The sequence below is a fragment of the Adlercreutzia sp. St.1H8 genome (genome assembly GCF_059728655.1).
In genome coordinates, this window is sequence record NZ_AP039376.1 from 2,752,231 (window position 1) to 2,779,227 (window position 26,997).

The 26,997-nt window shown below is 68.2% G+C and carries 20 protein-coding genes and 1 tRNA gene; 2 read left to right on the forward strand and 19 right to left on the reverse strand.

Going from position 1 to position 26,997, the window contains the following annotated elements:
* Positions 1–77: 77 nt before the first annotated feature.
* From AC6I0Y_RS10955 to purE, 6 genes are all read right to left on the reverse strand, one after another.
* Positions 78–440, reverse strand: a complete 363-nt coding sequence (locus tag AC6I0Y_RS10955; protein ID WP_160709955.1) for an Hpt domain-containing protein — start codon at positions 438–440, stop codon at positions 78–80.
* A 3-nt stretch (positions 441–443) separates the two neighbouring features.
* Positions 444–2,534 (reverse strand): bifunctional diguanylate cyclase/phosphohydrolase, encoded by a 2,091-nt coding sequence (locus AC6I0Y_RS10960; RefSeq protein WP_497731896.1) that lies wholly within the window; start codon positions 2,532–2,534, stop codon positions 444–446.
* A gap of 28 nt (positions 2,535–2,562) precedes the next feature.
* Positions 2,563–3,798 (reverse strand): phenylacetate--CoA ligase family protein, encoded by a 1,236-nt coding sequence (locus AC6I0Y_RS10965; protein WP_497731899.1) that lies wholly within the window; start codon positions 3,796–3,798, stop codon positions 2,563–2,565.
* Between the two features lie 377 nt (positions 3,799–4,175).
* Positions 4,176–4,817 (reverse strand): 2-oxoacid:acceptor oxidoreductase family protein, encoded by a 642-nt coding sequence (locus AC6I0Y_RS10970; protein WP_497731902.1) that lies wholly within the window; start codon positions 4,815–4,817, stop codon positions 4,176–4,178.
* Positions 4,810–6,999, reverse strand: a complete 2,190-nt coding sequence (locus AC6I0Y_RS10975) for a thiamine pyrophosphate-dependent enzyme (protein WP_497731903.1) — start codon at positions 6,997–6,999, stop codon at positions 4,810–4,812. Before AC6I0Y_RS10975 ends, AC6I0Y_RS10970 begins: the two co-directional genes overlap by 8 nt.
* Before the next feature lie 338 nt (positions 7,000–7,337).
* On the reverse strand, positions 7,338–7,802 hold the full coding sequence (gene purE / locus AC6I0Y_RS10980) for a 5-(carboxyamino)imidazole ribonucleotide mutase (RefSeq protein WP_497731906.1): 465 nt from the start codon (positions 7,800–7,802) through the stop codon (positions 7,338–7,340).
* Between the two features lie 287 nt (positions 7,803–8,089).
* On the opposite strand from purE, the gene AC6I0Y_RS10985 reads away from it, so the two are divergent.
* A complete protein-coding gene (locus tag AC6I0Y_RS10985) occupies positions 8,090–8,587 on the forward strand; it encodes a DUF8612 domain-containing protein (protein ID WP_497731910.1) in 498 nt (165 codons plus the stop codon).
* Between the two features lie 113 nt (positions 8,588–8,700).
* Here AC6I0Y_RS10985 and AC6I0Y_RS10990 read toward each other — a convergent pair.
* From AC6I0Y_RS10990 to AC6I0Y_RS11020, 7 genes are all read right to left on the reverse strand, one after another.
* Positions 8,701–8,776: transfer RNA gene (locus tag AC6I0Y_RS10990), tRNA-Phe, on the reverse strand.
* Between the two features lie 256 nt (positions 8,777–9,032).
* On the reverse strand, positions 9,033–9,707 hold the full coding sequence (locus tag AC6I0Y_RS10995) for a hypothetical protein (RefSeq protein WP_497731912.1): 675 nt from the start codon (positions 9,705–9,707) through the stop codon (positions 9,033–9,035).
* A gap of 15 nt (positions 9,708–9,722) precedes the next feature.
* On the reverse strand, positions 9,723–10,580 hold the full coding sequence (gene nrfD, locus AC6I0Y_RS11000; RefSeq protein WP_497731915.1) for an NrfD/PsrC family molybdoenzyme membrane anchor subunit: 858 nt from the start codon (positions 10,578–10,580) through the stop codon (positions 9,723–9,725).
* Positions 10,580–11,215: a 4Fe-4S dicluster domain-containing protein gene (locus AC6I0Y_RS11005; RefSeq protein ID WP_497731917.1), complete on the reverse strand. Its 636-nt coding sequence runs from the start codon at positions 11,213–11,215 to the stop codon at positions 10,580–10,582. The genes nrfD and AC6I0Y_RS11005 overlap by 1 nt, the downstream gene beginning before the upstream one ends.
* A 13-nt stretch (positions 11,216–11,228) precedes the next feature.
* The gene (locus AC6I0Y_RS11010; RefSeq protein ID WP_497731920.1) at positions 11,229–13,373 is read right to left on the reverse strand and encodes a molybdopterin dinucleotide binding domain-containing protein; all 2,145 of its coding nucleotides are present in this window, start codon (positions 13,371–13,373) and stop codon (positions 11,229–11,231) included.
* Positions 13,374–13,553: 180 nt separating this feature from the next.
* Positions 13,554–14,333: a hypothetical protein gene (locus tag AC6I0Y_RS11015; protein ID WP_497731922.1), complete on the reverse strand. Its 780-nt coding sequence runs from the start codon at positions 14,331–14,333 to the stop codon at positions 13,554–13,556.
* 376 nt (positions 14,334–14,709) lie between these two features.
* Entirely contained in the window at positions 14,710–15,600 is an 891-nt protein-coding gene (locus tag AC6I0Y_RS11020; protein ID WP_497731924.1) for a prepilin peptidase, read from the reverse strand.
* Positions 15,601–15,730: 130 nt separating this feature from the next.
* Here AC6I0Y_RS11020 and AC6I0Y_RS11025 point away from each other — a divergent pair, with 130 nt between their 5' ends.
* Positions 15,731–16,138 carry an ATP-binding protein gene (locus AC6I0Y_RS11025; protein WP_497731927.1) on the forward strand — a complete coding sequence of 136 codons (408 nt, stop codon included), beginning with the start codon at positions 15,731–15,733 and terminating at the stop codon, positions 16,136–16,138.
* A 63-nt stretch (positions 16,139–16,201) separates the two neighbouring features.
* On the opposite strand, the gene AC6I0Y_RS11030 is transcribed toward AC6I0Y_RS11025, so the two are convergent.
* From AC6I0Y_RS11030 to dnaB, 6 genes are all read right to left on the reverse strand, one after another.
* The gene (locus AC6I0Y_RS11030; protein ID WP_497731929.1) at positions 16,202–17,542 is read right to left on the reverse strand and encodes a coproporphyrinogen III oxidase family protein; all 1,341 of its coding nucleotides are present in this window, start codon (positions 17,540–17,542) and stop codon (positions 16,202–16,204) included.
* A 3-nt stretch (positions 17,543–17,545) separates the two neighbouring features.
* Positions 17,546–18,838, reverse strand: coding sequence for a phosphoribosylamine--glycine ligase (purD, locus tag AC6I0Y_RS11035; RefSeq protein ID WP_497731930.1), 1,293 nt, complete (start codon positions 18,836–18,838; stop codon positions 17,546–17,548).
* Between the two features lie 153 nt (positions 18,839–18,991).
* Positions 18,992–20,302: an adenylosuccinate synthase gene (locus AC6I0Y_RS11040; RefSeq protein WP_160710350.1), complete on the reverse strand. Its 1,311-nt coding sequence runs from the start codon at positions 20,300–20,302 to the stop codon at positions 18,992–18,994.
* 819 nt (positions 20,303–21,121) lie between these two features.
* On the reverse strand, positions 21,122–23,569 hold the full coding sequence (locus AC6I0Y_RS11045) for an AAA family ATPase (protein WP_497731934.1): 2,448 nt from the start codon (positions 23,567–23,569) through the stop codon (positions 21,122–21,124).
* Positions 23,569–24,840, reverse strand: coding sequence for a metallophosphoesterase family protein (locus tag AC6I0Y_RS11050; protein ID WP_497731938.1), 1,272 nt, complete (start codon positions 24,838–24,840; stop codon positions 23,569–23,571). The genes AC6I0Y_RS11045 and AC6I0Y_RS11050 overlap by 1 nt, the downstream gene beginning before the upstream one ends.
* 692 nt (positions 24,841–25,532) lie before the next feature.
* Complete coding sequence (dnaB, locus tag AC6I0Y_RS11055; protein WP_160710453.1) at positions 25,533–26,948, reverse strand: replicative DNA helicase; 1,416 nt, start codon at positions 26,946–26,948, stop codon at positions 25,533–25,535.
* Positions 26,949–26,997 lie beyond the last annotated feature (49 nt).

Genomic DNA, 26,997 nt, shown 5'->3' on the forward strand with positions numbered 1-26,997 from the left:
CGCGGCTGGAGCAAGGACACAGGAGGGCGACCCGCAAGCGCCGCGAGGGCGCCCGACAGGCCGTCAACGAAGCGAGGCTAGAGGGCGGAAACGGCGGCGACGGTACGCTGGTAGGCCTCCTCGGTGACGCGGAGCAGCTCCGGCACGGCACTCATGTCGGCCGGAACGCCGGCGTCATCGAGACGCAGGGCGTCAGACAGCGCGCTTGAGGCCTCGAACAGCGGCGTGAACCCCAAATCGCGGCTGATGCCCTTCATGGTGTGGGCGGCGCGGAACGCCTCGGCCAGGTTGCCCTCCTCAAGGGAAGCCCCCAGGTTCTCGAAGCTCTTGTCCTCGAGGAAGATGGCAGCGAACTTGCGGATGCGCTCGTCGGTCAGAAGTCGGCCGCGCACGCCCTCCAGGTCGCCGCCCATGGCTGCATAGCAGGATTCCAGGGACATCTTCTACTCCTTCTCGTCAGGCTCGCTGCCGTCGATGGCAGACAGAACCGATTTGCCGTCCTCCAAAGTGGTCATGTCGCTGAAGACATAGCCGCCACGGCCGCCGCGCTTCATGTCGTAGAGGGCCGCGTCCGCGTTGCGGAACAGCTCGTCGTAGCCGTACTCGCCGCCGACGGTGCACGCCACGCCCATGCTCACCGAGAGCTCAAAGCCCTCGTACTCACCGGTGATCGAACGGAACACGCGCTCCACCAGGGGCTCAGGCTCGGTATGGCAGTCCACCAGGCAGATGAGGAACTCGTCGCCACCCACGCGGGCCACGATGTCGCGATCGCGCACGCTGGCTAAAAGCCGGCGGGAGAAGTGGCGCAGAACCTCGTCGCCGAACTGGTGGCCGCGGGTGTCGTTGGCCTCCTTGAAGAAGTCCAGGTCGAGAATCATGAACACGAAGTTGCCCTCGGGGCTCACCTCCATGCGGTCGATGATGGCCTGGCGCGCCGAGGCGTGGTTCAGAAGGCCCGTCAGCGCGTCATGGCTGGCCTTGTACTGGAGGTCGATCAGGCGCTCGTGGCTCTCGGTGATGTCCACGAGCTTGCCGATGGAGCCGTGGTAGACCGGCTCCTCGTCGTCGCTCCAGATGGCGCGCGAGGTGGAGCGGAACCAGCGCGGCTCGCCGTTGACCATCACCTGCAGATCGTGCTCGACTACGGGGTTCTCCGGCGTCGTGGCATGGAGCGCCTCGACCGTCGCGTCGAGGATCTCGCCGCCGAAGGCAGAGCGCAGGCGCTCGTCGTTGAGCGGATCGAGGATGATCTCGTCCAGGTCGAGCTGGGACTTTCCCCAGTCCGACACCGTCAGCATAGGCGGATCGAGCGTGAACTCGTACTGGATCTCGTTGGACATGGACGCGAAGAAGCGGTACTTCATGCGCTCGTAGTCCAGCAGCTCCAACGTGCGGCTGGAGGTTGCGTCCGGGCGCACCACCTTGTCGACGATCTTGCCGATCTCGCGGTCGGTGTGGTCGGAGAACGACGCCACCTTCAGCTCCTCCTGCACGTCGTCAGCCACCTCGGCCAGGCATTCCAGCAGGAAGGGGTTGAAGGCGCCGCACTCGCCGTCCATGATCATCTGGATGGCCGTCTCGTGCGAGTAGGCGTCCTTGTACACGCGCTTGGACGTGAGGGCGTCGTACACATCGGCCAGGGCCACCACCTGAGCGGCGATGGGGATGTCGTCCCCCACCAGGCCGTCAGGATAGCCGCGGCCGTCGTAGCGCTCATGGTGCCAGCGAGTGATCTGGTAGGCCAGGCGCACGAGCGGCTCGTCGCGGTAGGTGGGCAGATCGTCGAGCATCTCGGCGCCGATGACCGTGTGCTTCTTCATGAGGTCGAACTCTTCGTCCGTCAGGCGCCCGGGCTTGTTGAGCACCTCGTCGGGAATGGAGATCTTGCCGATGTCGTGCAGGCTCGACGCCATGGCGATGAGCGAGATGTCCGACGGGGTGATCTGGTAGCGATCCGTCTTCTGGATGATGTGGTTGAGCAGAAGCTCGGTCATGGCGCTCACGTGGAGCACGTGCAGGCCGCTCTCGCCGTTGCGGAACTCGACGATGTGGCTCAGGATGGCCACCATGAGGCTGTTGCCCTTCTCGCGCTCGTAGATCTGGTCGGCCACCATGCCGATAAGCGCCTTCTGCTTGGCGTAGAGCATGGTGGTGTTGAGCACGCGGCGACGCACGATGTTGGCGTCGAAGGGGCGGCTGATGAAATCGGTGACGCCCAGCTCGTAGGCGCGCTCGATGTAGGTGGAGGCGCTTTCCGACGACACCATGATGACGGGAATGTCCTTGATCCAGCCGTGGCGGTTCATGACGGCCAGAACGTCGAAGCCGTCCATCTCGGGCATGACGATGTCGAGCAGCACGAGCGAGATGCCCGTGCCGAGGGCCTGCATCTGACCGATGGCCCGAAGGCCGTTCTCGGCTTCCAGGATCTCGTACTCATCCCCGATCATATCCGCCAGGAGCGCTCGGTTCATGGCAGAGTCGTCAACGATGAGAATGGTCTGCTTCTTCTTAAATGCGGGGGCCTCCACAAAACACCTCTTCTTTCGTGCGGGGCGCCTAGTAGCGACTGTCGAAGATGCGCTTCGTCTTCTTCTCGGAGCGCGGCAGCTCACCGATCGGCACGCCGCGCGCCTCGGGCGTGCAGCCGAGCTTGGCCTTGAAGATGAGCGCGAGCTCCTCCTCGCAGCGGGCAAGCGCCTCGCCTTCGAGCGGCGTCTCGAACAGCACGGTGAGCACGTCGCGGCCGTTGATGGCCTCGATCATCACCTGGTACTCCGAGCTCGTGCCGTCGGTGGCCTTGATGACCTCCTCCACCTGGGCCGGGAACATGTTGCAGCCCTTCACCTTGAACATGTCGTCGGTGCGGCCGGTGAGCGTGTCAATGCGCGGGTGATGGCTGCCGCAGGGGCAGGTGCCGGGGATGATGCGCGTGAGGTCGTGGGTGCGGTAGCGGATGAGCGGGGCGCCCTGCTTGCGCAGCGTGGTGAGCACCAGCTCGCCCACCTCGCCGTCGGGCAGGTTCTCGCCGGTCTCCGGATCCACGATCTCGATGTAGACGAAGTCGTCCCAGATGTGCATGCCGGCGTGGGCGTCGCAGGAGATGCCGATGCCGGGGCCGTACACCTCGGTGAGGCCGTAGATGTCGTAGATCTCGATGCCCAGCTCATTCTGGATGCGATTGCGCATCTTCTCGCCCCAGCGCTCCGAGCCGATGACGCCCTTCTTCAGGTGAATCTTGTCGCGCAGGCTGCGCTTGGAGATTTCCTCGGCCAGGAGCAGGGCGTAGGAGCTGGTGGCGGTGATGACCGTGGACTTGAGGTCCTGCATCATCTGGAGCTGCTTGTCGGTGTTGCCCGGCCCCATGGGGATGGCCATGGCGCCTAGGCGCTCGGCGCCCAGCTGAAAGCCGATGCCAGCAGTCCACAGGCCGTAGCCCGGGGTAATCTGGATGCGGTCGAGCGGCGTGATGCCGGCCATCTCGTAGCAGCGGGCAAACTGGGTGGCCCAGTCGATGACGTCCTGCTGGGTGTAGGGGATGATGACCGGCGTGCCCGTGGTGCCCGAGGAGCTGTGGATGCGCACCACCTCCTCGTCGGGAACGGCCTGCAGCCCCAGCGGATAGGCGGCCCGCAGGTCGTCCTTCTCCGAGAAGGGAAGCTTCTCGAAGTCGGCCTGGGTGCGGATGTCCGCGATGTCGATGCCCTCGAACTTCTTGGCGTAGAAGGGCGAGCGCTCTTTCAAGGTGGCGAACTGGGCGGTGATGAGCTCCAGCTGCTCAGGAGTCATTTGCATGGCACACTCTTTCTGTTTGCACAGTAACGGTAACCATTCTATGACAAAGCGTGCGCCGAGAGAACGGGAACCCAAGGCTGGGAGGGGAAAACTCTGAGCCGGCCGAAGGAGGAGGCGGGGGCCGTGGGAGACGCGAGTCCGAGGCGGGCGGGACGGGGGCCGAGGGGGGGGGGCGGGACCCGTGGGGCGGGACGAAGAGGCGGGACCCATGGGGCGGCCGGCCGGCCAAGGGCCCCGAGGCGGAGCAGCCCCTCCGGCGGGCGCGAGCCCGAGGCGGGCGGGGCGGGGGCCGAGGCGGCGGGGCCCGTGGAGAGGGAGCGGGCCGAGGGGACGAGGGGGGGGGCGGAGGCCGGCCGCCGGGACGCCCCCCTCGGAGGCTAGGCGATCGCGCCGCCCGCGATGTTCGCGGCGGCCAAGTCGACGGCCTGCAGGTTCAGGGAGACGAAGGCCGGCTTGACGCAGGCCCCGATGGCCGCGCGCAAGTCGTCGAGCGTGAGGGGAACGCAGCCCGTTGCCAGGGCTGACGCCAGCAGCACCGTGTTGAGCGCGCGGCGGTTGCCAAGCTGATCGAGCACGGCGGCGTCGTCCACCACGACGAGGCGCGCAGCGGGGGCGGGGGCGCCCGCCGCAGCGGCGCCTGCGAAGGCGGCCCGAAGAGCGGCCAGCACATCGGCGGCGCGGTAGGCCGTGCCCGCGAGCGCGGCCGTCACCGGCTGCACGGCGGAAGACGCGGTGACCAGCGTGCCGCCAGGCGCCAGGAAGGGCAGCGCGCGGGCCGCCTCGCCGGGCTCGAAGGCAATGACGAGGTCAGCCGAAGCGCAGGTCACGAGCGGGGCGCTCACCGGCTCTCCCCCATCGCCCATGCGCACATGGGACGTGACCGACCCGCCGCGCTGGGCCATGCCGATGGTCTCGGCGGTGCGCACCTGCCAGCCCTTGGACTGGGCCGCCTGGGCCAGCACCTTCGCGGCCAGCACCGTGCCTTGGCCGCCCACCCCGCAGAGAAGCACGTTAATCACGGGAGCCTCCTCTCGTCACCGCAGGCGACTCTTCCGCACCGCCGCTCCCCTGCTCGCCGCCGGGGGCATCGCCCAGCACGCCGGCGGACTCCGCCTCGGTCACGTCGCCGGCCGCCGCCGGCTGCGGCACCAGGGCGCCGTCAGGAACGAGCGCGTCGAACGGGCAGACCTGCGCGCACAGGCCGCAGCCGGTGCACAGGCCGGCGTCCACGAACGCCTGGCCCCGGGTGCCGCTCTTGGGGCCCTCCGCGTCGGGCGCGAAACCGATGCCCGGACAGCCGATCTCGGTGATGCACTTCTTGCAGCCGGTACAGCGCGCGGCATCGACCGTCAGGGCCGGCGCCGGCTTGGCCAGCTGGATGCAGGGCGAGCGGAAGATGACGGCGGAAGGGCCGTCGAAGTCGATGGCCTCGGCCGCGGCGGCCTGGGCCGCGGCGCGGTCGAGCGGGTCGGCCACCGTCACGCATCCCACGCCGAGGGCCCGCAAGACGCCCTCGATGTCGATGGGCTCGCGGCGCGGTCCCATGAGCGTGACGCCTGTCCCCGGGTGCGGCTGGGATCCGGTCATGGCCGTGGTGGCGTTGTCAAGCACCGCCACAGTGATGTCATGGCCGTTGTAGACGGCGTTGGCGATGCCGGTGAGGGCGCTCGCGAAGAAGGTGGAGTCGCCGACGAAGGCGACGGCCTTCTTTTCTGGGTCGGCCACGGAGAAGCCCTGGGCCATGGTGATGCCGGCGCCCATGCACAAGCACGTGTCCACGGCATCGAGGGGCGCGGCGTTGCCGAGCGTGTAGCAGCCGATGTCGCCGCAGAGCACGGCGGGACGCCGGCCGAGGGCGCGCTTGACAGCGTAGAAGCTGCCCCGATGCGGGCAGCCGGCGCAGAGCACCGGGGGGCGCACCGGCAGCGGTCCGTCGTAGGCAGGCGCGCCGACCGGAGCCAGCGCGGCCTCCACCAGGGCCGCCAGGGACGAAGCGGGGAACGCGCCGTGGGCGGCAGCGTCTTCGCGCGCCAGCTCGTAGGCGGCGGCCAGCTCCTCCATGGCGCCGAAGCGCTCGGCGGCGGACGCGCTGGCGCAGGCCGCGCGCTCGTCGAAGATGCGCGCCAGGCGTCGGGCGATATCCTCGACGTCGCTCTCGCCGCGGTCGCGTGCGTCGCCGGTCAGACGGCCGCGCACACGCCAGGCGGCGTGGTCTTCGCCGGCCAGGCGCAGCAGCTCCTCCTCGAGCACCGAGTCCAGCTCCTCGAAGACGACGATCTCGTCAACGCCCTCCGCGAAGGAGCGGGCCGCCCCATCCGGGAACGGGTAGGGCGTGCCCACCTGCATGAGCCGCCACGGGGGCATCGCCACGCCGGCGCGCTCGGCCTCCCGGGCGATGAGCGCCAGCGCCTCTCGCGCGTAGGCAGCCGACACGCCACCAGCCACGATGCCCAGACGCGGGGCCGGAGCCGCCGGGTCGCCGGAAGCGCCGCCCTCGGTCACGGGGTTGAACACGGCGAGGGTCGGGTCGGCGGCGAAATCGACGGCCATGGCGCGCAGCCGCTCGTTGATCTCGCCGTGGGCCTCCCACGCGCGCTTGGGGAAGATGACCCAACGCGGATCCTTCTGAAAGCCGCCCTCAGGCACGGGGCGCGCCTCGGTCTCGTCCGCCACGTCGAAGAACGTCGAAGCGTGGCAGATGCGCGTGGTGGGCCGCACGATGACCGGCGTGCCGTAGCGCTCGGACAGGTCGAACGCGGCCTGCATCATGGCGAACCCCTGCTCAGGCGTGGCCGGGTCGAGTACCGGCACCTTGGCAAAGGCCCCGAAGCGGCGCGTGTCCTGCTCGGTCTGGGACGATATGGGACCGGGGTCATCCGCCACGAACAGCACCGTGCCGCCGCGCACGCCCACGTAGTTGAGGCTGAGCAGCGCGTCACTCGCCACGTTCAGGCCCACCATCTTGCAGGTGAACAGCGTGCGTGCGCCGCAGTAGGCCGCACCCGCCAGCACCTCGAGAGCCGCCTTCTCGTTGGTAGACCATTCCACGTGCACGCCGTGGGCGGCGCCCTGGGCGTGGCGCCTGGCCACCGTCTCCACCAGCTCGGAGGAGGGCGTGCCCGGATAGCCAGCCACCACGCGCACCCCGGCCTCCAGGGCCGCGTAGGCGAACGCCTCGTTTCCCATCAGCAGCTGTTTCATGTGACTCCTGTTCTCCCGCTCTTCCTCGATTCGCCAAGGCGACGGGGCCGCCGGCCTATTGCACGGGACGGGCTGCGACATCACGCCCGCCCTCCCTCCTAGCAAGGCGCAGCGCCCCGCCAGAGGGCGCGTCGGGCCAAAGTGCACAGTTTTTTCGACTTTGTGACAGGGCCTCGGGCCCCCGCCGCGAGCTGATGGCCAAAACCCCAGGTCAGCTTTGATCTATCCGATACGGCGCATGCGACAAAAGCTGTTTTTCGGAGAAGCCGGCACTTTTTCCGGGCCCGTTTGTCGCAAACTCGAAAAAACTGTGCACTTTCGGCCGCGCGGGGCGAAAACTACGCCTCGGCCATCTCGCGCTTGAGGTCGATGACCTTCTGGCGCAGGGCCTCGTCGCCCGCTCCCATGATCTGCACCGCCAGGATGGCCGCGTTCTTGGCGCCGTTGATGGCCACGCAGGCCACCGGCACGCCCGAGGGCATCTGCACCATGGACAGCAGGGAGTCCAGGCCGCCCAGGTCGCTCGTCTTCATGGGCACGGCGATCACCGGCAGCGGCGTGTAGGCCGCCACCACGCCGCCCAGGTGCGCGGCCTTGCCCGCTGCGGCCACGATGACGCGCATGCCGCGCTCGTGCGCGCCGGATGCCCAGTCATGCACCTCGGCCGGCTTGCGGTGGGCGCTGGCCACCTTCACCTCGTAGGGAATGTCCCATGCGTCCAGCTGCTCCATGCACGGCTCCATGGCCGGCATGTCCGACTTCGACCCCATGATGATGCCGACCAGCGGCGTTTCCTGCGTCATGGCTCCTCCTCGCCGTCGTGTTCCGCCTGCGCCGGCCGCGCGGAGCGGTCGGAAGGCGCTCGCCCGCAATCACGCGCCCGCACGTGCGGGCGCGCCCCGCAAGCGTTTCGTCATCCCGCTATTCTAGCCCACCAACCCCCGTCGCCCCCGCCCGCATCGGCCACAGAGCATCCGCCTCTGCGTGAGAGACTAGTTTTATCGACTGTAATCGATAAAAACTCAAATACGCTGCCTTTGTCGTTTTTTCCGAGGTCGGCACCGCCTACTCAGTCGATAGCATCGTGAACATGCTCAAGCAGGAGAAGCGAGACCTCTCGAACGACACGGTGTACAACTACCCCCAGGCAGCCGAAGATGCGCTGCTCATCAGCCGCGTGAAGCGCTACGACATCAAGGGGAAGGCCCTGTTGCGCGGCAGCGAGAAGGTGTACGTCACCGACATCGGGCTGCGCGAGGCGCTGCTGGGAACCAACGCCAGCCGCGTCGATCTCGTCTTGGAGAACCTCGTGTTCAACGAGCTGCGCCGCCGCGGGTACGCCGTCCACGTCGGGAAGATGGGCAGCCGCGAGATAGACTTCGTGGCCGAGCGCGAGGGCGAGCGCCTGTACATCCAGGTCGCGTACCTCTTGGAGCTCGAGTCCACGCGCGAACGCGAGTTCTCGGCATTCAACGGCATCCCCGATGGGTTCCCCCGCCTGGTCGTCAGCGCCGACACGGCCCACTGGTCGCGCGACGGCTGCCGCCACTGGAACATCATCGACTTTCTCCTCGCCGACGCCTGGTAGGAAGGCGAGGACGGCACGGTGGCAGAGAGGCTGGCGAACGGGGGGCGGAGGATGGCAAGGCAGGTGCGGTTTCGAACATGAAAAAGGCCCCCTTGCGGAGGCCTTCTGGAAAGTGGTGGTCGGAGGGGGACTTGAACCCTCGGCACGCGGATTTTCAGTCCGCTGCTCTACCAACTGAGCTACCCGACCGGATGCGCCGGAACCGTGGCGTCAAGGCGCTGGTTCCTGAAGCGGATATACATTTTATAGGTGCGCACGCCGAAGCGCAAGGACAAATTGCGGAAAATACCGGCGAGACGATGAGGGGCGCGGCCGGCCCCGCCCAAGGGCGCGTGCGGCCGCACGCACGCCGGATTCCGCTAACTCGCCCCGCTCCCGCAGGGCGCGCCCGCAGCCGGAGAGACTGCGGGCGACGCGCGGGAGGGAAGGCGCGGCCCCGCCCCGCCTACAGGGCCTCGACAGCCTCGGCAGCCAAGGCGAGCAGGCGGGCGTAGAAATCGTCGTCGACGCGGGCCGCGTACTCGGCGGCTCGGCCGAACCAGGGTCGGGCGTGCTCGGCGGCAAAGCGGGCGAGCAGCCGCTGGGCGGCGGCCGCCCGCCCCTCGGCATCGGCCCCCGGGGTCTCGCCGGCCCCCGGGGCCTCGGCCGCGCCGGTCGCCGCGTCACCGCTCGCGACCAGCGCCAAGGACGCCATGAACTCCAGCTCGCAAGCCAGGGCGTCGGGCTTCAGGCCCTCGGCCACCACGCCGCGGGCGCCCCACCCGGCAGGATCGAACCCCACCGCGCGGTAGCACGAGAGCACGTGGTCGGAATGGCGCGAGCGCAGGGGCCCGAAGCGCAGGCGGCCGTCATCCTCGTAGGCCTCGCGCACGCTCCCCTCCACCAGCGGCAGGTAGTAGGGGCTCGCGGTTACCACGAAGCGGTCGAAGAACCGCTGCTCCAGGGCCTCGCCCGGCGTGACCGCCGCGAAGCGGTCATCGCCGAGCGCCTCGGCCACGCGCTGCACCTCGCCCACGACGGCCTCGTCGGGCTGCTGGGCGAGGGCCCGGGCGACGGCATCCGCCACCAGGGCGAACCCCCGCAGCTGGGCGGCGTCGAGGGTGGGGGTGTTATCGGTCATGGCCGAAGTCCTTTCCTACAGGAAGATGGGCACAGCGGCCATCACGACGGCATAGCGGAAGGCGAAGCCGCCCACCAGGATGCACACCCACTCGGCCAGGCCATACCACGCCGGGGCCTTATCGCCCTGACGCTGGCGCAGGACGGCCAGGGCCAGCGGAGCCACCAGGCCCACCGCCACGACGCCGCCCCAGAACACCACCGCCTGGGAGCCGGACACCAGGTTGGCCACAGACGCCGCGGCCGCAGCCGCGCCGCTGCCGGCGGTGCCGGACACCACGGCCAGCAGCAGAATGAGCGCCGCCGCCTCGGCCACCGGCAGCACGAGGGCCGCCCGCGACACCCACGAGGGAGCCGCAGAGCCGCCGCCCGCCACGCGGGTAGCCAGGCCCCAAGCCGCATAGCCCGTGTAGGCCGCCGACACCAGGAAGGCAATCGGCAGCGCGGCCAGGCTCCACAGCGGGAAGGCCGGGGCGGTGCCCAGCAGCACGCCCGTGTAGAGGGAGACGCCCAGGCCGAGCACGGCCGTCACGATCTCCAGCGCCCTCGGCGGCTGCTTCTTCGCCAGCATCATGCCCGCGCAGACGATGGCGCCCACCAGGAACAGGCTGATGAAGATGACGCCCCAGGCCATGACGGACCCGAGGTTGCCGATGAGATGCACGAAGCGCAGGGGGTGCATCATACCGCCGCGGGCGTCCACCGCCAGGATGAGGGCACCCAGCCCGACAGCCACGATGGCCACGGCCACGGCGGCCAGCTTGGCCTTGCGCGCCGCGTCGTCACGGCCGCAGGCAAACGCCGCGAAGATGAACGTCCACGCGCCCATTCCCGCCAGGAACAGGTCGATGGCGACAATTCCATCCCAAACCATTACTGCCTCCCCTCATAGGGGGCGATCACGTTGCCTCCCTTGTGCACAGCCGACACCGGCTTGGCGGCCAGGGTCTCATCGAGCCCGATGTAGTAGACGCGGGGCTCCATGCCCAAGTCCTCCATCAGGCCCTTGGCCTTGTCCCCGGCCTCCGCGAGCTTCTTGGAGATGTCGCTGTCGGGGTCGTTCAGGTCGCCGAACATACGCGAGGTGGTCACGCACGTGCTCACGCAGGCGGGCAGCAGGCCCTCGGTGGTGCGGTGGTGGCAGAACGTGCACTTGGACACGTCGCCGGACTCTTCCACCATATAGCGGACGCCGTAGGGGCAGGCGGCCATGCAGTACTTGCACCCGATGCACTTGTCCTGGTCGATCTGGACGGTTCCGTCATCGGCCTGGTAGCTGGCGCCGGTGGGGCACACGCTCACGCACGCCGGGTTCTCGCAGTGGTTGCACAGCTTCGGCAGGTTCGCGCGGGTCACACGACCGTCCTCCACCTCGGCATCCCAGCTCTCCACCCACGTGTTGAACTTGGTCAGGGGCGGCTCGTTCTCCTGCTTGCAGGCGACCGTGCAGGCGTTGCATCCGATGCAGACGCCCAGGTCGATCAGCATACCCAGTCTCTTCTCACTCATGGTCACTCACCTCCTACGCCTTCTCGATCTTGAACATGCCACCGCAGCGGCCGGGGCTGGACGCGTCGTTGTCGGCGATGATGCCCAGGCCACCGTGTTCGGCCACCACCGGATCCACCATCATGTGGATGCGGGTGCCCGCGGCAATGGCCGGGTCGCCCTTGGTCACCTTGCCGTCGATCTCCACGTCCTGGGCGCCGTAGTTGATGTGGCCGTAGCCGAAGGCCACCGCGAAGGCGCCCTTCACCTGACCGGCGCGCACCATGGCCTCGCCCTCGGTGACGTCGCCCAGCGGCGTGATGGCACGCACGCGGTCGCCGTCCTTGATGCCCAGCTCAGCGGCGTCTTCCTCGTTCATCTCGATGTAGTTGTGCGCGGCGATGTCACGCATGATCGGGCTGTTGGAGAGCATCGTGACCGAGCGGAACTTCGGCTTGTGCTCGCTGCAGAGGAACGGGTACTCCTCGACGGAGTAGTGATCCGTCATGGGCGACAGGTCGGCAAACATCTGCTCGTTGTAGTTGAGCGTCGGCGAGAGGCGCTTGCCCGAGTACGGGTTGGTCATGAGGGCGCGCTTCTCGTTGTAGACATAGGCCTCCTTGGCCTTGAGCCCCTTGAAGCGACCGTCGGCGCCGCGCTTGTAGTCCGCGCCCCAGTAGCGGCCGCCGCGGGAGAGCACCTTGAGAACCTTGGGCCACTCCTCGTCGGTGACGGCCTTCTTCCAGTTCTCGGGCAGCTCGTCGAGGCCCTGAATGTGTGCCTCCTCAGCGGTGATGTCCTCCACCGGCTCCACGGCGTAGGCCAAGTTGGCGACAGCCTTCAGGTAGTAGTCGTAGGAGTCGTTGAACGGGTGCATCGCACCGTTGACGTCGGGGATGGCGTTCTCGCCCCAGCCGGGCAGCTCGCACGCCTTCGCCACGTCGATGAGGAAGGTCTCCCAGCACACGTAGCGGTCGTCAGCGAGCTTGGTGGTCTCAGGGGTCTTGGCCTCCCAGCGGACGGTGGTGCCGTAGCCGCCGATCATGCTCACGGTGGGCAGGCCGAAGCTCTCGTACTGCGTCACGTCGGGGATGAGGTAGTCGGCGTACTGCGCCATCTCGCCCACCACGATGTCGCACACGATGTGCAGCGGCAGAACGGAGGTGTCCTTCAGCTTCTCGATGACCTCGTCGCGCATGGCGCCCGGGGTGGCCTGGATGACGTTGCACATCCACGTCATGAGGATCTTGCACTGGTAGGGGTACTTGTTGACGATGGACATGATGGCCTGCGCGTCGGACTGCGGCGCGTTGGTGTACCACGGCAGCATCGGCTTGGGGTCCTTCTCGCCCGCGGCCACGCGGCTCTTGTACTCGTCGGTCTTCTCCCAGGCCTTGCTGCCGCGGGAGATCATGACGGCGTTCTTGTTGGACACGTCCGGCTTGCCGGCGATGGTGGTCAGGTCATAGCAGGCGCCCTTGCCCTCGGTGACGGGGGCCTGGCCGGACGGGAAGCTGCCGCCGGTCATCTGGTTGGTGCCCATCATGGCCTTGAGCAGCTCGCGGCCAGCCGGGGTGTCGAAGCCGACGACCGACGCGGTCGAGGCTGCGGCGGCCTGGACGGACACCTTGTGGCCATGAGAGCCGAACTCCTTACCCATGCGCTCGATCTCGCTGGCGGGGATGCCGGTGATCTCGGCGTACTCGTCGATGGTACGCTCGTTGACCGAGTCGCGCAGCATGCTGAAGCCGGTGCGCACCTTCACGCCGTTGACCTCGCCCTCGAAGAACAGGTCGCCCTTGGCCGCAACGGTGTGCAGGGCCGGCTCGCCGGTGGCCGCATCGATGACCACGTAGTACGTGGGCTGCATGGTGGCCTCCGGATCGGCCGGGGGAACCTCCAGCCCGGCGTCGGCCGCGCGCATCAGCTTGCGGTAGTTGGGGTGGTTCTCGTCGGCGATGACGAGGTAGGTGGCGTTGGTGTGACCGCCGTAGCCGCCAGCCAGGGCAGCCTCATGGCTCGGGAAGGCCATGGCGTCGGCGTCGAAGGTGTTGTCGCGAATGAGAATCTGCGCGATGGCAGAGTAGAGCGCGCCGTTGGTGGCGGGCTTGATGGGCACCCAGTTGATGCCCTCGGCCGTGGGCGTGATGACGCCGTTGGCCAGGGTGGGATCGAGCACGTCGATCTTCAGGTTGCCCTTGCGCAGCGCACGGGCCGTCTCGCGGCCGATGTACTGGAAGTTGGATCCGTTACCGCCCGGGAACGAGCCGGACCAAAGGATGTACTCGACACCGCCAGCGGTGTCGGGGGTAGTGCCAGAACCGGATGAATAGAGCGAACTCGCTCCGCCTGCAGCGCCTCAACTGGAGTTGTGGCTGAAGGAGTTCAGGGTTCCGTAGGTCGTGGCAAAGCGCGCGTTGAGCTGGCGGCGACCGTCAGCACGCGTGTTCATGACCACGATCTGGTTGGACTTGGGGCCCAGGTCGGGCTGATCGGGGTTGAGGGGAGTCGTGGTGTCGTGAAGCTCCTTGAAGCCCTCGACGTACTGATCCTCGCCCAGGTCAGCGAAGATCTTGCCGCCCTCGGTGACCTCCTTGATGAGCTGGTCCCAGCTGATGGGCTTCCACTTGCCCTCGCCGCGCTTGCCGGCACGCTTGAGCGGCACGGTGATGCGGTCGGGCTGGCTCACGCCGTCAAGCGTGCCGTTGCCGCGGCCGCAGACGGTGCCGTGGGTGATGGCGCCGTGGCCGTTGGCATAGCTCATGGAGCGATAGGCGTCCTCCAGCGGCGCCTCGAAGTCCAGCTTGTCGCCAGAGCACGCGGGATTGTAGGGATTGCCGCCCACGCCGATGACGCGCCCGGAGGCACGGTCGAGCTTGATGCGGTTGCCGCAGGTGCTATAGCAGCCCACGCAGCTTGAGTAACGGACGATGACGTCGTCGTTGATCTTGACGTCTCCCGTCTTGGGATCGACGCTCGCCTCGATGGGCTTGCCCTTCTTGGGCACGGGGAACTCGGCGTCAGCGGCAACGGCCAGATCGGGGGTGAGGGCAGAGCCCGCACCTCCCGCCAGCGACGCTGCGCCCAAGGCACCCATGGCCCCGAGGAAGCGACGTCGATCAATGTTCAAAGAAGGCATTGATCTCTCCTATGGTTCTTTCGGCGGTTCCTTTTGCTGGACGGCGCGTGCCGCCCCCTCCCTCCGCCGAAGGCCGATGGACATCCCTTGGGGCATGTTGCTCCCCTGGGATCGGTTGCGCATCCGATCGACAGGAGCAGACCCGCGGGAAGTCCCTCTTGCGTGTGTGCGATCTTTGGCCAAATGCACGGCTAGACACTTTAACGTGTCGGTTTGGTAACGTAAATGATGAATTATTGCTCATCATTTGACGGCAAGCGGGTTTTCAGGACTGGCAAACGGTAGTTAGTTTGGAGAAACTGTGGCTTTGAGCGGGGGGGGGGGGTAAATCTGTTACGAGCCGTTGCCGAGCTGTGCGATTGGTGGAAAAGGGCGTTCACAGAAAAACCATGGAGAGCAGGGCCACGCCAGCACCCACGGCAATTCCCGGCCCAAACGGAACCGCTCCCAGAGCGCTGCGCTCCGAAGACGGCGCGCCGCCAGCAGGGTGCGAAGCGTCAGATACCGGGTGGGGGTATGTTTCACGTGAAACATTTGTTTCACGCCCATCGAACGAGGAATCCGGCCGGGAGGCGGGCGTGGGGGTGGGGGCCGTCGTCGGGACGGGGGTCGCCGCTGGGGCGGGAGTGGGGCTCGCGGGGGTGGGGCTCGCCGGGGTAGGGGCCGTCGACGCGGGCGCCTCGGGGACGGGCGCTTCGAGCACGGGGGCCGCGGGGATGGGGCTGGCGGGGATCGCGGGCGCGGGGCTCGCCGGGGCGGACGCCGCGGGGGTGCGAGTGGGGCTCGCGGGCGCGGGGGACGCCGGGGCCGGGGTAGGGGCCGCGGAGGTGGGCGCGAAGGTCGGCGGGGCGGGACGTGGGGCCCAGCCGAGACGCGGGAGGAGGAGCGCGAGCAGCAGGGAGATGAGGCAGGCCGTCAGCAGGCAGACCAGGCCGCCTTCGATGCCGAGGAAGAGCCCCACAGCGGCCATCAGCTTCACGTCCCCGCCTCCCATGGCGCGACGTCCCGTCAGCGCTTCGAAGGCAAGCGTGACCGCCAGCAGCCCTCCTCCGAGCACCAACGCCCCCAGCAGACCATCGGCAACCGACAGAGCAGGAACGAGAGCACCCTCGGGATGCGTTGCCGCCAACGCGATACGCCAGACGATCCACACGGCCGCCAAGGCCGCCACGATGCCGTTGGGAATCCGCAGCTCACGCAGGTCATCCCCCGCCGCCACCGCCAGCAGCAGCATAAACGACCCGTAGGCCAGCAGCGTGACTATCATGGAGGCCTCCTCTCCCCCTCAAGGGCATCATCCCATGATACGCAAGCCCGCGCGCCCTGACGCAGGACGCACCCGATCCACATCCTCCCTTGATTTCTCACTCAAACTTAGAGGAACTTAGAGGGTGCCGATGAGAAGAGAGAACCCCTTCACCCCGAGCTTCGGCGAGATACCCGCGCGCCTCGCCGGCCGCGACCAGATACTCTATGACGTGACGAGGGCCCTTGAGTCCGAGCGCCGGCGCCCCGATCTCACCACCATATTCTCCGGGGCGCGCGGAACGGGAAAGACGGCCCTGCTCGCCCTCATCGCAGAGGAGGCGGAGCGGCGCGGGTGGGTGGCCGTGTCGACCACCGCATTGCCGGGAATGCTCGAGGACATCGAGATTCGAGCACGACGAAAGGCCGCGCAGTACCGCAGGCGCCTGCTCGACGCCGGCGTGATCGGCGAGAGACGTCGCGGCGTCATCGGGTTCGACCCCCCGTTCTTCCGTGACTACCTAAGCGAGAAGAAGGCGGAAGGGTCGCTGGGGATATAAGCGCGCCCGATACGCGGCGCGCCCGCCTCCTCCAGGGGCGTGGGCAGGCGCACAATCGCAGACCTAGCCGAAGATCAGCTCACGCTCCTCGCCGGTGAGGGCTGCGCGGGCTTGGTCGCGCAGGTTGTTCACGCCGATGAAGAACTGGCGCATCATCACCACGGTCAGGTAGCGGCCCTTCGGGGTGAGCGTCAGCTCGTCGGCGTTGTTGGTAGCGAACGCGCCGGCAGCCGTCATGAACGCCATCTCCACCGGCAGGCCCACCTCCACCGACACGCCGAAGTCCTCCTTGAACTTCCGCTTGTCCAGACGCAGGCCGAACAGCTGCATCATGAAGCGGTAGCGCATGCGATCGTGCTTGGAGAAGGTGGTCTTGCCCATCATGGACATGCGGCCCTCCTCGATAGCGCGGTTGTAGTCCACCACCGAGAACGTGTTCACGTAGAGGTTGGCGCCCAGGTAGGTGATGCCGCCCGAGCCGATGGCCGGGTACTCCTCGTAGTCCACCACGTATTCGTCGATCATCGCGTCCTCGGCCGCCATGCCGCGGCGGTTGAACGTCCACGCGCTGCCGAAGTCGAACAGGCCGCGCTCGCCGTGGGGGCCGGGCGCGCCGGTGTCCACGCCGGGCAGCGCGTCGGTCAGAAGCGCGCAGATGATCTCGTAGAAGCGCTGCTCGCGGTCGTAGTCCACCTTTCCCACCGTGCGCGCGAGCGACTTCTCCACCGACGGCGACGCCATGAGCGGGTAGAAGGTGGTCTGGCTGGCGCCGGACTCGATGACGCGCTCGATGTCACGCACGAGGATGTCCTCGGTCTGCGCCGGGAAGTTGAAGATCATATCGGCGTTGAGCGAGGTGAAGTAGGGACTCGCCTCCTGGATGCGCTCGAGGATCTCCTGGCCGCTGCCGTACTTGTCGTAGCGGTCCATCTGGCGCAGCAGCCCGTCGTCGAAGGACTGAACGCCCACGGACAGCCGCTGCACGCGGCCCTGGAGCTTCTCGAGGTAGCTCGGTATCAGGTGGTTGGGATTGGTCTCGCTGGAGACCTCCTTGATGGAGAACGTGTCACGCGCCAGGTCGATGGTCTCGCACAGCTCGTCGAGCATGATGGTGGGCGTGCCGCCGCCGATGTAGATGCTGTCGAAGTCGTAGCCCAGATCGCGCAGCATGAGCATCTCCTTGCGCATGTTGGCGAAGTAGGGCCGCGCCCGGTCTTCCGCGAAGGGAAAGCGGTTGAACGAGCAGTACGGGCACAGCCGCTCGCAGAACGGCACGTGCAGGTAGAGCATGTAGCGCTGCCCCGGCACGGGCGCCGGCATCACGCGCTCTTCGGCGGGCTTGAGCTTGAGGTAGCTCCTGGTGCACTCCCGCACCACCGTGGAAAGCATCCGTTCGGAAAGCATGGGCTACTCCCAAGCGCTACGGCCCTGCAGGGCCTTCTTGCCGATGTCGTTGCGCAGCTGCTTGCCCTCGAAGTTGATGAGGTCGCAAGCCTCGTAGGCGCGCTCGCGGGCCTCCTCGAAGCTGTCGCCCAGGGCCACCACGTTGAGCACGCGCCCGCCGGCGGTCACCAGCTCGCCATCGGCGTTCACGCGGGTGCCGGCATGGAACACGGTGACGCCGGGGATGTCCTCGGCCTCCTCGATTCCCAGGATGACCTTGCCCTTCTCGTAGGAGCCGGGGTAGCCCTCGCTGGCCAGCACCACGCACACGGCCCAGGTGTCCGACCACTCCAAGCTCACGTCCTGGGGGCGCCCCTCGGCCACGGCGACCATGACGTCCACCAGGTCGGTCTTGAGGCGCGGCAGCACCACCTGGGTCTCCGGGTCGCCGAAGCGCACGTTGAACTCAACGATCTTCGGGCCCTCGGGGGTGAGCATGAACCCGCCGTAGAGCGTGCCGCGGTAGTCGGCCGCGAAGGGCTCGCGCGCGGTGGCTGCGGCTGCTTTCTCCATGATGGCCACCATGGCGGCCATCTCGTCGTCGGTGACGATGGGCACCGGCGAGTAGACGCCCATGCCGCCAGTGTTGGGGCCCATGTCGCCGTCGTAGGCGCGCTTGTGGTCCTGGGCCGGGGCCATGGGGAACATGCGGCCGCCGCTGACAAAGGCCAGGAGCGAACACTCAGGGCCGGTCATGCACTCCTCGATGACCACCGTCTTGCCCGCGTCGCCGAAGGCGCCCTCGAAGCAGTCGCGCACGGCCTCTTCCGCGTCCTCGAGCGTCTCGGCCACTACGACGCCCTTGCCCGCCGCCAGGCCATCGGCCTTGATGACGATAGGCGCGCCCTGCTCGCGCACGTAGGCAAGCGCCGGCTCGCACGCGTCGAAGCGCGCGTAGGCGGCGGTGGGGATGCCGTTGGCCTCCATGAACGCCTTGGAGTAGGCTTTCGAGCCCTCCAGCTGGGCACCCTCGGCGTTGGGGCCGAACACGGCCACGCCGGCCGCGCGCAGACCGTCGGCCACGCCGGCGACGAGCGGAGCCTCCGGGCCGATGACCACCAGGCCGATCTTGCGCTCCTCGACGAAGCGCAGCACGGCGTCGGCGTCCATCACGTCCAGGTCGGCGACGTTCTCCGCGATATCGGCCGTGCCGCCGTTGCCCGGCGCCACGTACAGCACGTCGGTGCGCGGCGACTTCGCCAGCGCCCAGGCGATGGCGTGCTCACGGCCGCCGGAGCCCAAAACCAGAATGTTCACAGCAGTTCCTTTCCGAAGACCCGCGCCGCAGGTGGTGCGACGCGGTGCGGGGAGACGTGCGCGCCACGGGAGGCGCGCCTCGCGGGCGGGGCGCACCGGGCGCATCAGGGCGCCCGGCACGGCGCCCGGGCAGCGCCCGAGCGGAGCCCTCCCCTACCAGCCTCGCATGATGGTCTGATCTCTGTCCGGGCCCACCGAGACGATGCTCGCGGGCACGCCGGTTATCTCCTCGATGTACTCCACGTACTTGCGCGCGTTCTCCGGCAGCTCCTCGTAGGAGCGGCAGCCGGTGATGTCAACGTCCTTCCAGCCCGGCAGCTCCACGTAGATGGGCTTGGCGTGGAACAGAACCGATTGCTGCATGGGGAAGTAGTCGTAGCGCTCGCCGTCGCACTCGTAGGCCACGCATACCTTGAGCGTGTCGAAGGCCGAGAGCACATCCAACTTGGTGAGGGCCACGTCGGTAAGCCCGTTCACATCGGCGGCGTAGCGCGCGATGACCGCGTCAAACCAGCCGCAGCGACGCTTGCGCCCGGTGGTCACGCCGAACTCGTGGCCGATGGTGCCCAGGGTCTGGCCGTCAAGTGCGTCCTGGCCCACGCCGCCCTCGTCGGCGGTCTTGAGCTCGGTCGGGAAGGGGCCGCCGCCCACGCGCGTGACGTAGGCCTTCTGGATGCCGAGCACGCGATCCATGCGCGCCGGGCCCACGCCCGTGCCCGTAGCCGCGCCGCCTGCGCAGCACGACGAGGACGTGACGTAGGGATACGTGCCGTGGTCGATGTCGAGCAGCGTGCCCTGGGCGCCCTCGAACAGGATGGACGCGCCGTCACGCAGGGCGGTGTTGAGCATGTACGCCGTCTCGGTCATGAACGGCTTGAGGATGCGCGCGTAGGGCAGGTACTCCTCGCAGATCTCGTCCACGGTGTAGGTGTGCAGACCGTAGATCTTCTCGAGGATGGGATTCTTCTGGGCAAGCACCGTCTCCAGCTTCAGGCGGAAGATGCGCTCGTCCATGAGGTCCTGGATGCGGATGCCCTTGCGGCCCATCTTGTCCTGGTAGCACGGGCCGATGCCGCGCTTGGTGGTGCCTATCTGGTTGGAGCCGAGGCGCTTCTCGTCCGCGCCGTCGAGATCCTTGTGATACGGCATGATGACATGGGCGTCGCAGCTGATCTTGAGGTTCTTGCAGGAGACGCCCTCGGCCTCCAGCATGGCCATCTCCTTCACCAGCACGCCGGGATCCACCACCACGCCGTTGCCGATGACGGGCACGGCGTTCTCGTACATGACGCCGGAGGGCATGAGGTGCAGGGCCAGCTCCTTGTCACCGTGGATGACCGTGTGACCGGCGTTGTTGCCGCCCTGGAACCGCACGACGTAATCATAGTCGCCGGCGATGAGGTCGGTGATCTTACCCTTGCCTTCGTCACCCCACTGGGCACCGACGAGCACTGTACTGGGCATGTGTTTCGCTCCCTCTCTTCGGCCGCGGGCCTCCGCGGACGGCAGATTCTCTCGCAACCTCCGAATTATAGTATAGGGAGCGCGCGCAGGCCGCAGAAGGACGGCTAACCGGGGGCAAACTCCCCTATCCAGCGTGGGAGGCTGCGAGCACTGGGCAAAACCTGCTAAAAAACGCTGCCGCGCTGCAAATTCGGACGGTTTTGCACTCCCCGCAGAGTGGCTGCGTCTCGGCAAAGGCTTGCGAGGCATTTGCGACCTGGCCTTTTCCTTGTTGGCCACAGGAAAAAGGCGCGGGCAGCCGTGAAGGCCGGTGCAAAACCGACTGAATTTGCAGCGCAGCCCAAAAAACCGGAGGGCGACCCACGAGCACGCGACACGAGCCGCCGGGGGGGGCGCGGGGCCCGCACGAGCCGCCGGGGGGGGGCGCGGGGCCCGCACGAGCCGTGGGGCCTGTGCGAGCCGCAGGGCCTGTGCGAGCCGTGGAGCCCGCACGAGCCGTGGGGCCCGTGCGGAGAGGTGGGCGCCCGGTGGAGCCGCTCGGGCGGGAAACAGCAGGGAGAGGGTGATACCCGGTGGGGGTATGTTTCACGTGAAACATTTGTTTCACGCCCTCGCCAAGGAGGCGCCGCAGGTGAAGCCCACGGACGCATGTCGCGCAGAAACGGCGGCCGCGACGCGAGCTGCGGCGCCGCGGGTGCGGGGGCAAGCCGCGAGGGCCCCGCATAGGGGGGCGAGTCGCGGGGCCCGCGCATGGGGCCGTGGGCCGCGAGGGGCCCGCAAGCCGCGGGCGCGGGCGCTGGGGACCGCAGGGTCGGGGCGCTACAGGTCGATGCGCGTGGCGTCTGGGGCGGCTTCACGGAGGGCGGCGACTACCTCCTCGTGGCAGGTGAAGAGGATCACCTGGCGTGTGACGGCCAGCTCGGCCAGGGCGCGGGCGGCCCCACGGCGACGCTCGGCGTCGAAGTTCACCAGGATGTCGTCGGCCAGAATGGGGATGGCGCGGCCCACGTTGTCGGCTGTCAGCAGCAGCGCCATGCGCATGGCCAGGTACAGCTGTTGGCACGTGCCGAGCGACAGGTGCACCGGCTCGAGCGTGGTGAGCGCCCGGTCGGTTACCCGCAACACGCCCTCGGACGAGAGCGACACGCTTGTCCAGCGGCCGTCGGTCATTACCGCGAGCAGGCGACTGGCCTGGCGGTACACCTCCGGCTGGCTCTTGGATTCCCAGGTGGCGATGGCCGCCTGAAGCATGCGCTCGGCCAGCAGCAGCCGCTCGAAGTCGGCGGTGGCCTCGGCTAGGCGCGTGCGCACCGCCTGGTAGCGGATCTTCAGCTCGTCGAAGGAGCGCAGCGTGCCCGCCTGCGCCAGCAGCTGGCGAAGCTCGCCATGGCGGCGGTTGAGCTGCTCCGACGCCTCCAGCAACCCCTCGCGCTGAAGCGTGCGGCGCGAGACGGCCTCGTCCACGGCGGACAGTGGCGCGCCCGGCTCCATGCCGGCGCGCTCGTAGAGCTGGTCGCGCTGAAGCGCTATGTCGCCCAGGCGCCGCTCGGCCTCGGTCAGGCGCGCCGTGGCCGCCTGCCGTCGCTGCTGGGCAAGCGCCATCTCGGCCCGCACGTCCTTCGCCTCGTCGAGCAGGGAGCGCGCCCGACGCAGCGATCCTTCCGCCTCGGCAAGCCCCGCCCCGTCCAGCTCGGCGCGGATGGACGCTGCCAGCTCCTCCTCGTCGGCCAGGCACGACGCGAGCTTCTTCTCGTCCTGGCGCATCACCCACTGCGCGTCGCGCAGGCGCTCCTTGCGCGCGTCGGCGTTCTTGTCGGGACGCACGAGCATCACGAAGGCCGCCGCGGCCATCAGCAACGCGAAGGCGGTGATCACCAGCCCGAGCGACATGTACGTGAGGCTGCCGCGGGCGCGCCCGAGGGCGAACAGCGGCAGGCCGCCCATCAGCATGACCACCGGCAGCGCGGCAGCCAGAGCCAGTCGCATGCGGCGCGTGGCGGCCTCATGTGCGCGTTCTGCCTGGTCGTCACCGGACTCCAGCACCACCTCGTAAGCGGCCTTGGAGGCTGCGAAGTTGCCGCGCGCCCGGTCGACGGAGTGGGCCTGGCGCTCCTCCTTGGCGCCCAGGGCGTCCAGCCGGTCACGCAAGGCGCGGTCCTCCGCGTTGGAGAGCCGCGCGAGCCGTCGGCCCACCGTACCCTCCAAGGCGCGCCGATCGGCCACGGCCTGGCGCTCCTCCTCGCGTAGGCGCTCGCACTCGGCCTCGAGCATGCGCGCCTCGGCCTCGAGGCCCTCGGTGCCGGCGCGGCAGGCCGAGAGCGCCTCAAGCGCCGCATTGGTGTCGGCCACACGCTCGGCCATGGCCTGGCGCTGACCCTCCAGCTGGTGAAACTCGGCGTCCTGCTTGCGATAGGCGTCCATCTCGTCGGCAGCCGCATGCAGCTGCGCGCGCAGGTCGCTGCGTTCGGCCGTCAGCTTGACGAGAGAGCCCTCGGCGCTGGCAGCGCGCGACGTGCACGCGGCCAGGCGCTCCTGCACTACGGACAGCGCATGGGCCGGCGAGGCCCCCGTGCCCGACCCCGCCGTCAGCAGCTTGGCCGTCACGTCCGGCGTGTTGCGCAGCGAGCGCAGCTCGTCGCTGTTGAGCGAGAACATGGTGCGGAAGGTGTCGCGGTCGATGTCGGCCGCCACCGCCACGTCGCCCTGCAGCCCGTCGGCGTTGCGCGCCCGAAAGACCACGAGGTCGGGCGCATCGACGCACGCCGCGGAGCCCCCGTCGAAGGCGCGCCCTCCCGCGAGGCCCTCTCGCAGGACGCCGCCGGGGCCGATGGAGGCATCGCCAGCGCCCTCCTCCCGAAGGCCCTCCCCCGGCGAGGTCCCGAGGCCCCCGAGGCCGCCGGGCGCACCAGGCCCGGTCAGTTGGCCGAAGACGAGCGTACCTGCACGCTCGGCGTTCTGCGGCTTGTAGGTGTTGCGCGTGCCACGCGCTTCCTCCCAGCCGAACAGCACGCCGTCCACGAACGACGACAGCGTGGTCTTGCCCGCCTCGTTGCGCCCGAACACCACGTTGAGCCCTGGCGAGAACGGCCCCACCACGCGATTGCTCAACGCGCCGAAGCTCGTCACCTTCAGAAACTTGAGGTACGCGCCGCGCCGCGCGTCGCACGCCCTCGCGGCAGTCCGAGCCGCCTCCGCGTGCTGCCCCTCCGAACCCCGCACGTCCCGCACGTCTTCGGCGCCTTCCGCGCGCCGTCCCTCCGCGCCCATCACTTCTCCTCCTGGGTGAGCAGGTCGAGCACGAGCTCCTGGGCCTCGGCCGCCAGCTTGTCAAGCTGGCCCGAAGGCGCCGAGGGCAGCGCGATGCCACGGCGCAGGAACTCCTCCTGCAGGTAGGCGCGCTCCTCGTCTGAATCGGCGCGCAGGGTCTCGGCGGCGCGTAGGAACACGGCCGGGAACAGGCCTTCCGCCAGCAGCGCCTCCCTATCACGCGGACGCGTGGTCTCGTCTATGAGCGCATCGCAGAAGAACTCCGGATACGAATCGTTGACGCTCGTGCGCACGTCCTCCAGCACGCCGGGGCGGCCGAGCACCTCGTGGAGGTCGGTCGCACCCGTCAGCGTGATGCGCGTCACCATCTCCTCGCACGACGAGCGGCCATTCACGGCGAACAGCTCGCGCATCACCTTCTCCACCAGGGCTGGCAGCGTCGGGCTGTCCGACGCGTCCACCGCCACCTGCTGCCAGACGATGCTCGCCGTGGGGATGAACTCGACACGGTTAGGCGCGCCCTTCTCCAGCGTGACCAGGCTTACGCCGCGCCGACCCGTCTCGCGGATGTCGCGTCCCTGAATGCAGCCGGAGAACACGAGGCGCGGGTTCGCCGGGTCGTCCTCCCAATGGCGGTGGATATGCCCGAGCGCCCAGTAGTCAAAGCCGGCGGCTCGCAACGCGTACGGGCTGGTGGGGGCCTTCACCGGATCGAGGTCGAGCCCGGTGTGGAGCACGCCCACGCCGAAGAGCGCCTCGGTCGCGCGCGGGCCGAGCGCCTGCTCGGCGGCGGTGCGGGTGATGCCCGCGGCGATGTCCTCGTCATCGGCCCATACCTTGTTGGGGTAGCCGCGACCGGCGATGACGCACAGCGGACGCCCGTCGCGCTCGTGCAGCGCGAAGCTGGGCCGATCGGCGGCGAGCATGACCGCGTGTGCGGGCAACGAGAAGAAGTCCTGCTGCCAGGTGGCGTAGGGGTCGTGGTTGCCCGTGCACAGGTAGCTGGCGATACCCACCTCCTCCAGCCGCTCGAGGCCGCGGAAGAAGTGCAGGTAGTCGCGATAGGAGGCGCGTGCCGTGTCGAAGATGTCGCCGGCGATGACCACGAAGTCCACGTCATTGCGCACGGCGGCGTCCACCACGCGGTCCCATGCCTGCGGGATGGCGTCCATCAGCCGATCGGCCCACCGCGGAGAGAGCGCCCGCAACCCACGGAAAGGCGCGCCGATATGCAGGTCAGCCGCATGGATGAACCTGAGCGTATCCCCCACCGCGCCTCCTTCCGCCATCGCCGCCACGCCGCCACTGCGCATAGCATACCCGAAAGGGCCCACGCTTCCCCGCGCGTCCCGCCCGCAACCACATTTCGCGGCTTTGATGGCACAGATCCGGAGTTTGGTACGGTGGCGAACCCTCGCGAGACACCCTCTGAAAAAGCCGACCTGGGGTTTTGTCTCTCGGGTCCCCACGAAACAGGGCTATCAAGCCGTTTTCGCGTCTCGCCACCGTACCAAACTCCGGATCTGTGCCACGTTTCCGCAAAAAAGTGGCAGCGAGGGGGGGGGCAGCCGGAGGCTGCCGGCGCCACGGTGCGCACGGAGAGCGGGGTGCCAAAACGGCGGCGGCGCAAAAAAACGCCCCCTAGGGGCGCAGTGCTCGATGGTGGAGAAATGGCCGCCCGCAGGGCGCTGCCGGGTCTTGGCAAGCCGGGTCGGGAACCCGAAGACCGGTGGTATATCCGGATGCGCGGGTGGTCGTCGGAACTAACGGGCGGCAATTTCCCATCCAACGGGCCGCAGACCGGGTACCTCTTCGAAGCGGGTGGCAGCCCTCTTCTTAGACAGCGCCGGGGCGTGAGTAATGCAGGTAAAAAGTACTACAAGCGCAGTGTGGAGCCTTGCGGCCCTAAAGTAAAGTCAAAAACCGTAAATACCTGGAATATGTGCGATTTTCTCAGGTTTTCCTACATATAGCCGGCCACACGCGAGTCGTCGATGAAGTCCATGAAGCGCGTGTACTCCGGGTTGAACGCCAGGTCGATGTCGCGGGTGGCGCCATTGCGGTGCTTGGCCACGATGAGCTGGGCCTGCCCCAGGTCGGGCCGGTCCTCGCTCTCGGCCTCCATCTCGTCCATGGAGCGGTCGATGAACATGACGATGTCGGCGTCCTGCTCGATGGAGCCCGACTCGCGCAGGTCGGAGAGCATCGGGCGCTTCTTGCCGCGCATCTCCACCGCGCGTGACAGCTGCGACAGCGCGATGACCGGCATGTCCATCTCCTTGCCGAGGATCTTGAGGCCTCGGGAGATCTCGCCGACCTCGACGGCGCGGTTGCCGTCGCGGCGCGACTGCGGCGGCTGCATCAGCTGGAGGTAGTCGACGATGATGAGACCCTTGCCCTGGCCGGAGGCGTGGCGCAGCTCGCGGCGCGCCTTGGCGCGGGCCTCCAGGATGGAGAGGCCGGGCGAGTCGTCGATGTAGATCTCCAGCTTGGAAAGGGTGTTGGACGCGTCGGCGATGGCGCCCCAGTCGCCCTCGGCGATCTGGCCGCTGCGGATCTTGGACAGGTTGACGCGGGCCTCGGCGCACAGGATACGCTGCACCAGCTGGCCCGCGCTCATCTCGAGCGAGAAGAAGGCCACCGCCGCGCCGGACTTCGCCGCGTTCACGGCCAGGTTGAGCGCGAAGGAGGTCTTGCCCACGCCGGGGCGGGCGGCCAAGATGACCAGGTCGCCGCCGCGGAAGCCGTGGAACAGGTCGTCCACGTCCCTGAAGCCGGTGGGCACGCCAGCCATCGAGGTCTTCTGCTCGGCTAGCTTCGTGATCTCCTCGAAGGCGTCGGTGATGAGCGTGTCCATCTTGACGAAGCTTGAGGAGACGCGCTTCTCCGTGACGTTGAACAGGGTCTTCTCCGCCTCCTCGACTACTTCGTTCAGGTCGTCGGGGGCGTCGTAGGCCAGCGCGTTGATGTCGGCGGCCGCGTAGACCAGCTCGCGCAGGATGGCGTTGCGCTTGACGATGTCGACGTGGCGCTGCCAGTTGGTGAGCGCGAAGGTGTTGTCCGCCAGCTCCACCAGGTAGGCCTTGCCGCCCACGGCCTCCAGCTGGCCCTTGGCCTGGAGCGTGTCGGCCAGCGCGATGGGATCCACGGGGATGCGGCGCACCGTCAGGTCGTAGACGGCCTCGAAGATGATGCGATGGGCCGGGCGGAAGAAGTTTTCCGGCTTGAGGCGCAGGATGATCTCCTCCACCGCCTCGCCGTTGAGCAGGCACGCCGACAGAACCGACTGCTCGGCCTCGATGTTCTGCGGCAGCGACGCGCGCTTGGCCGGGTCGAGGGTATCGGCGGTGGTGTGGGAGTTCTGCAGCGGTCCGGGCATGGCAATCCTTCGGGTCAGCGGGCAACCTCCCTATGGTACTCCAAGCAGG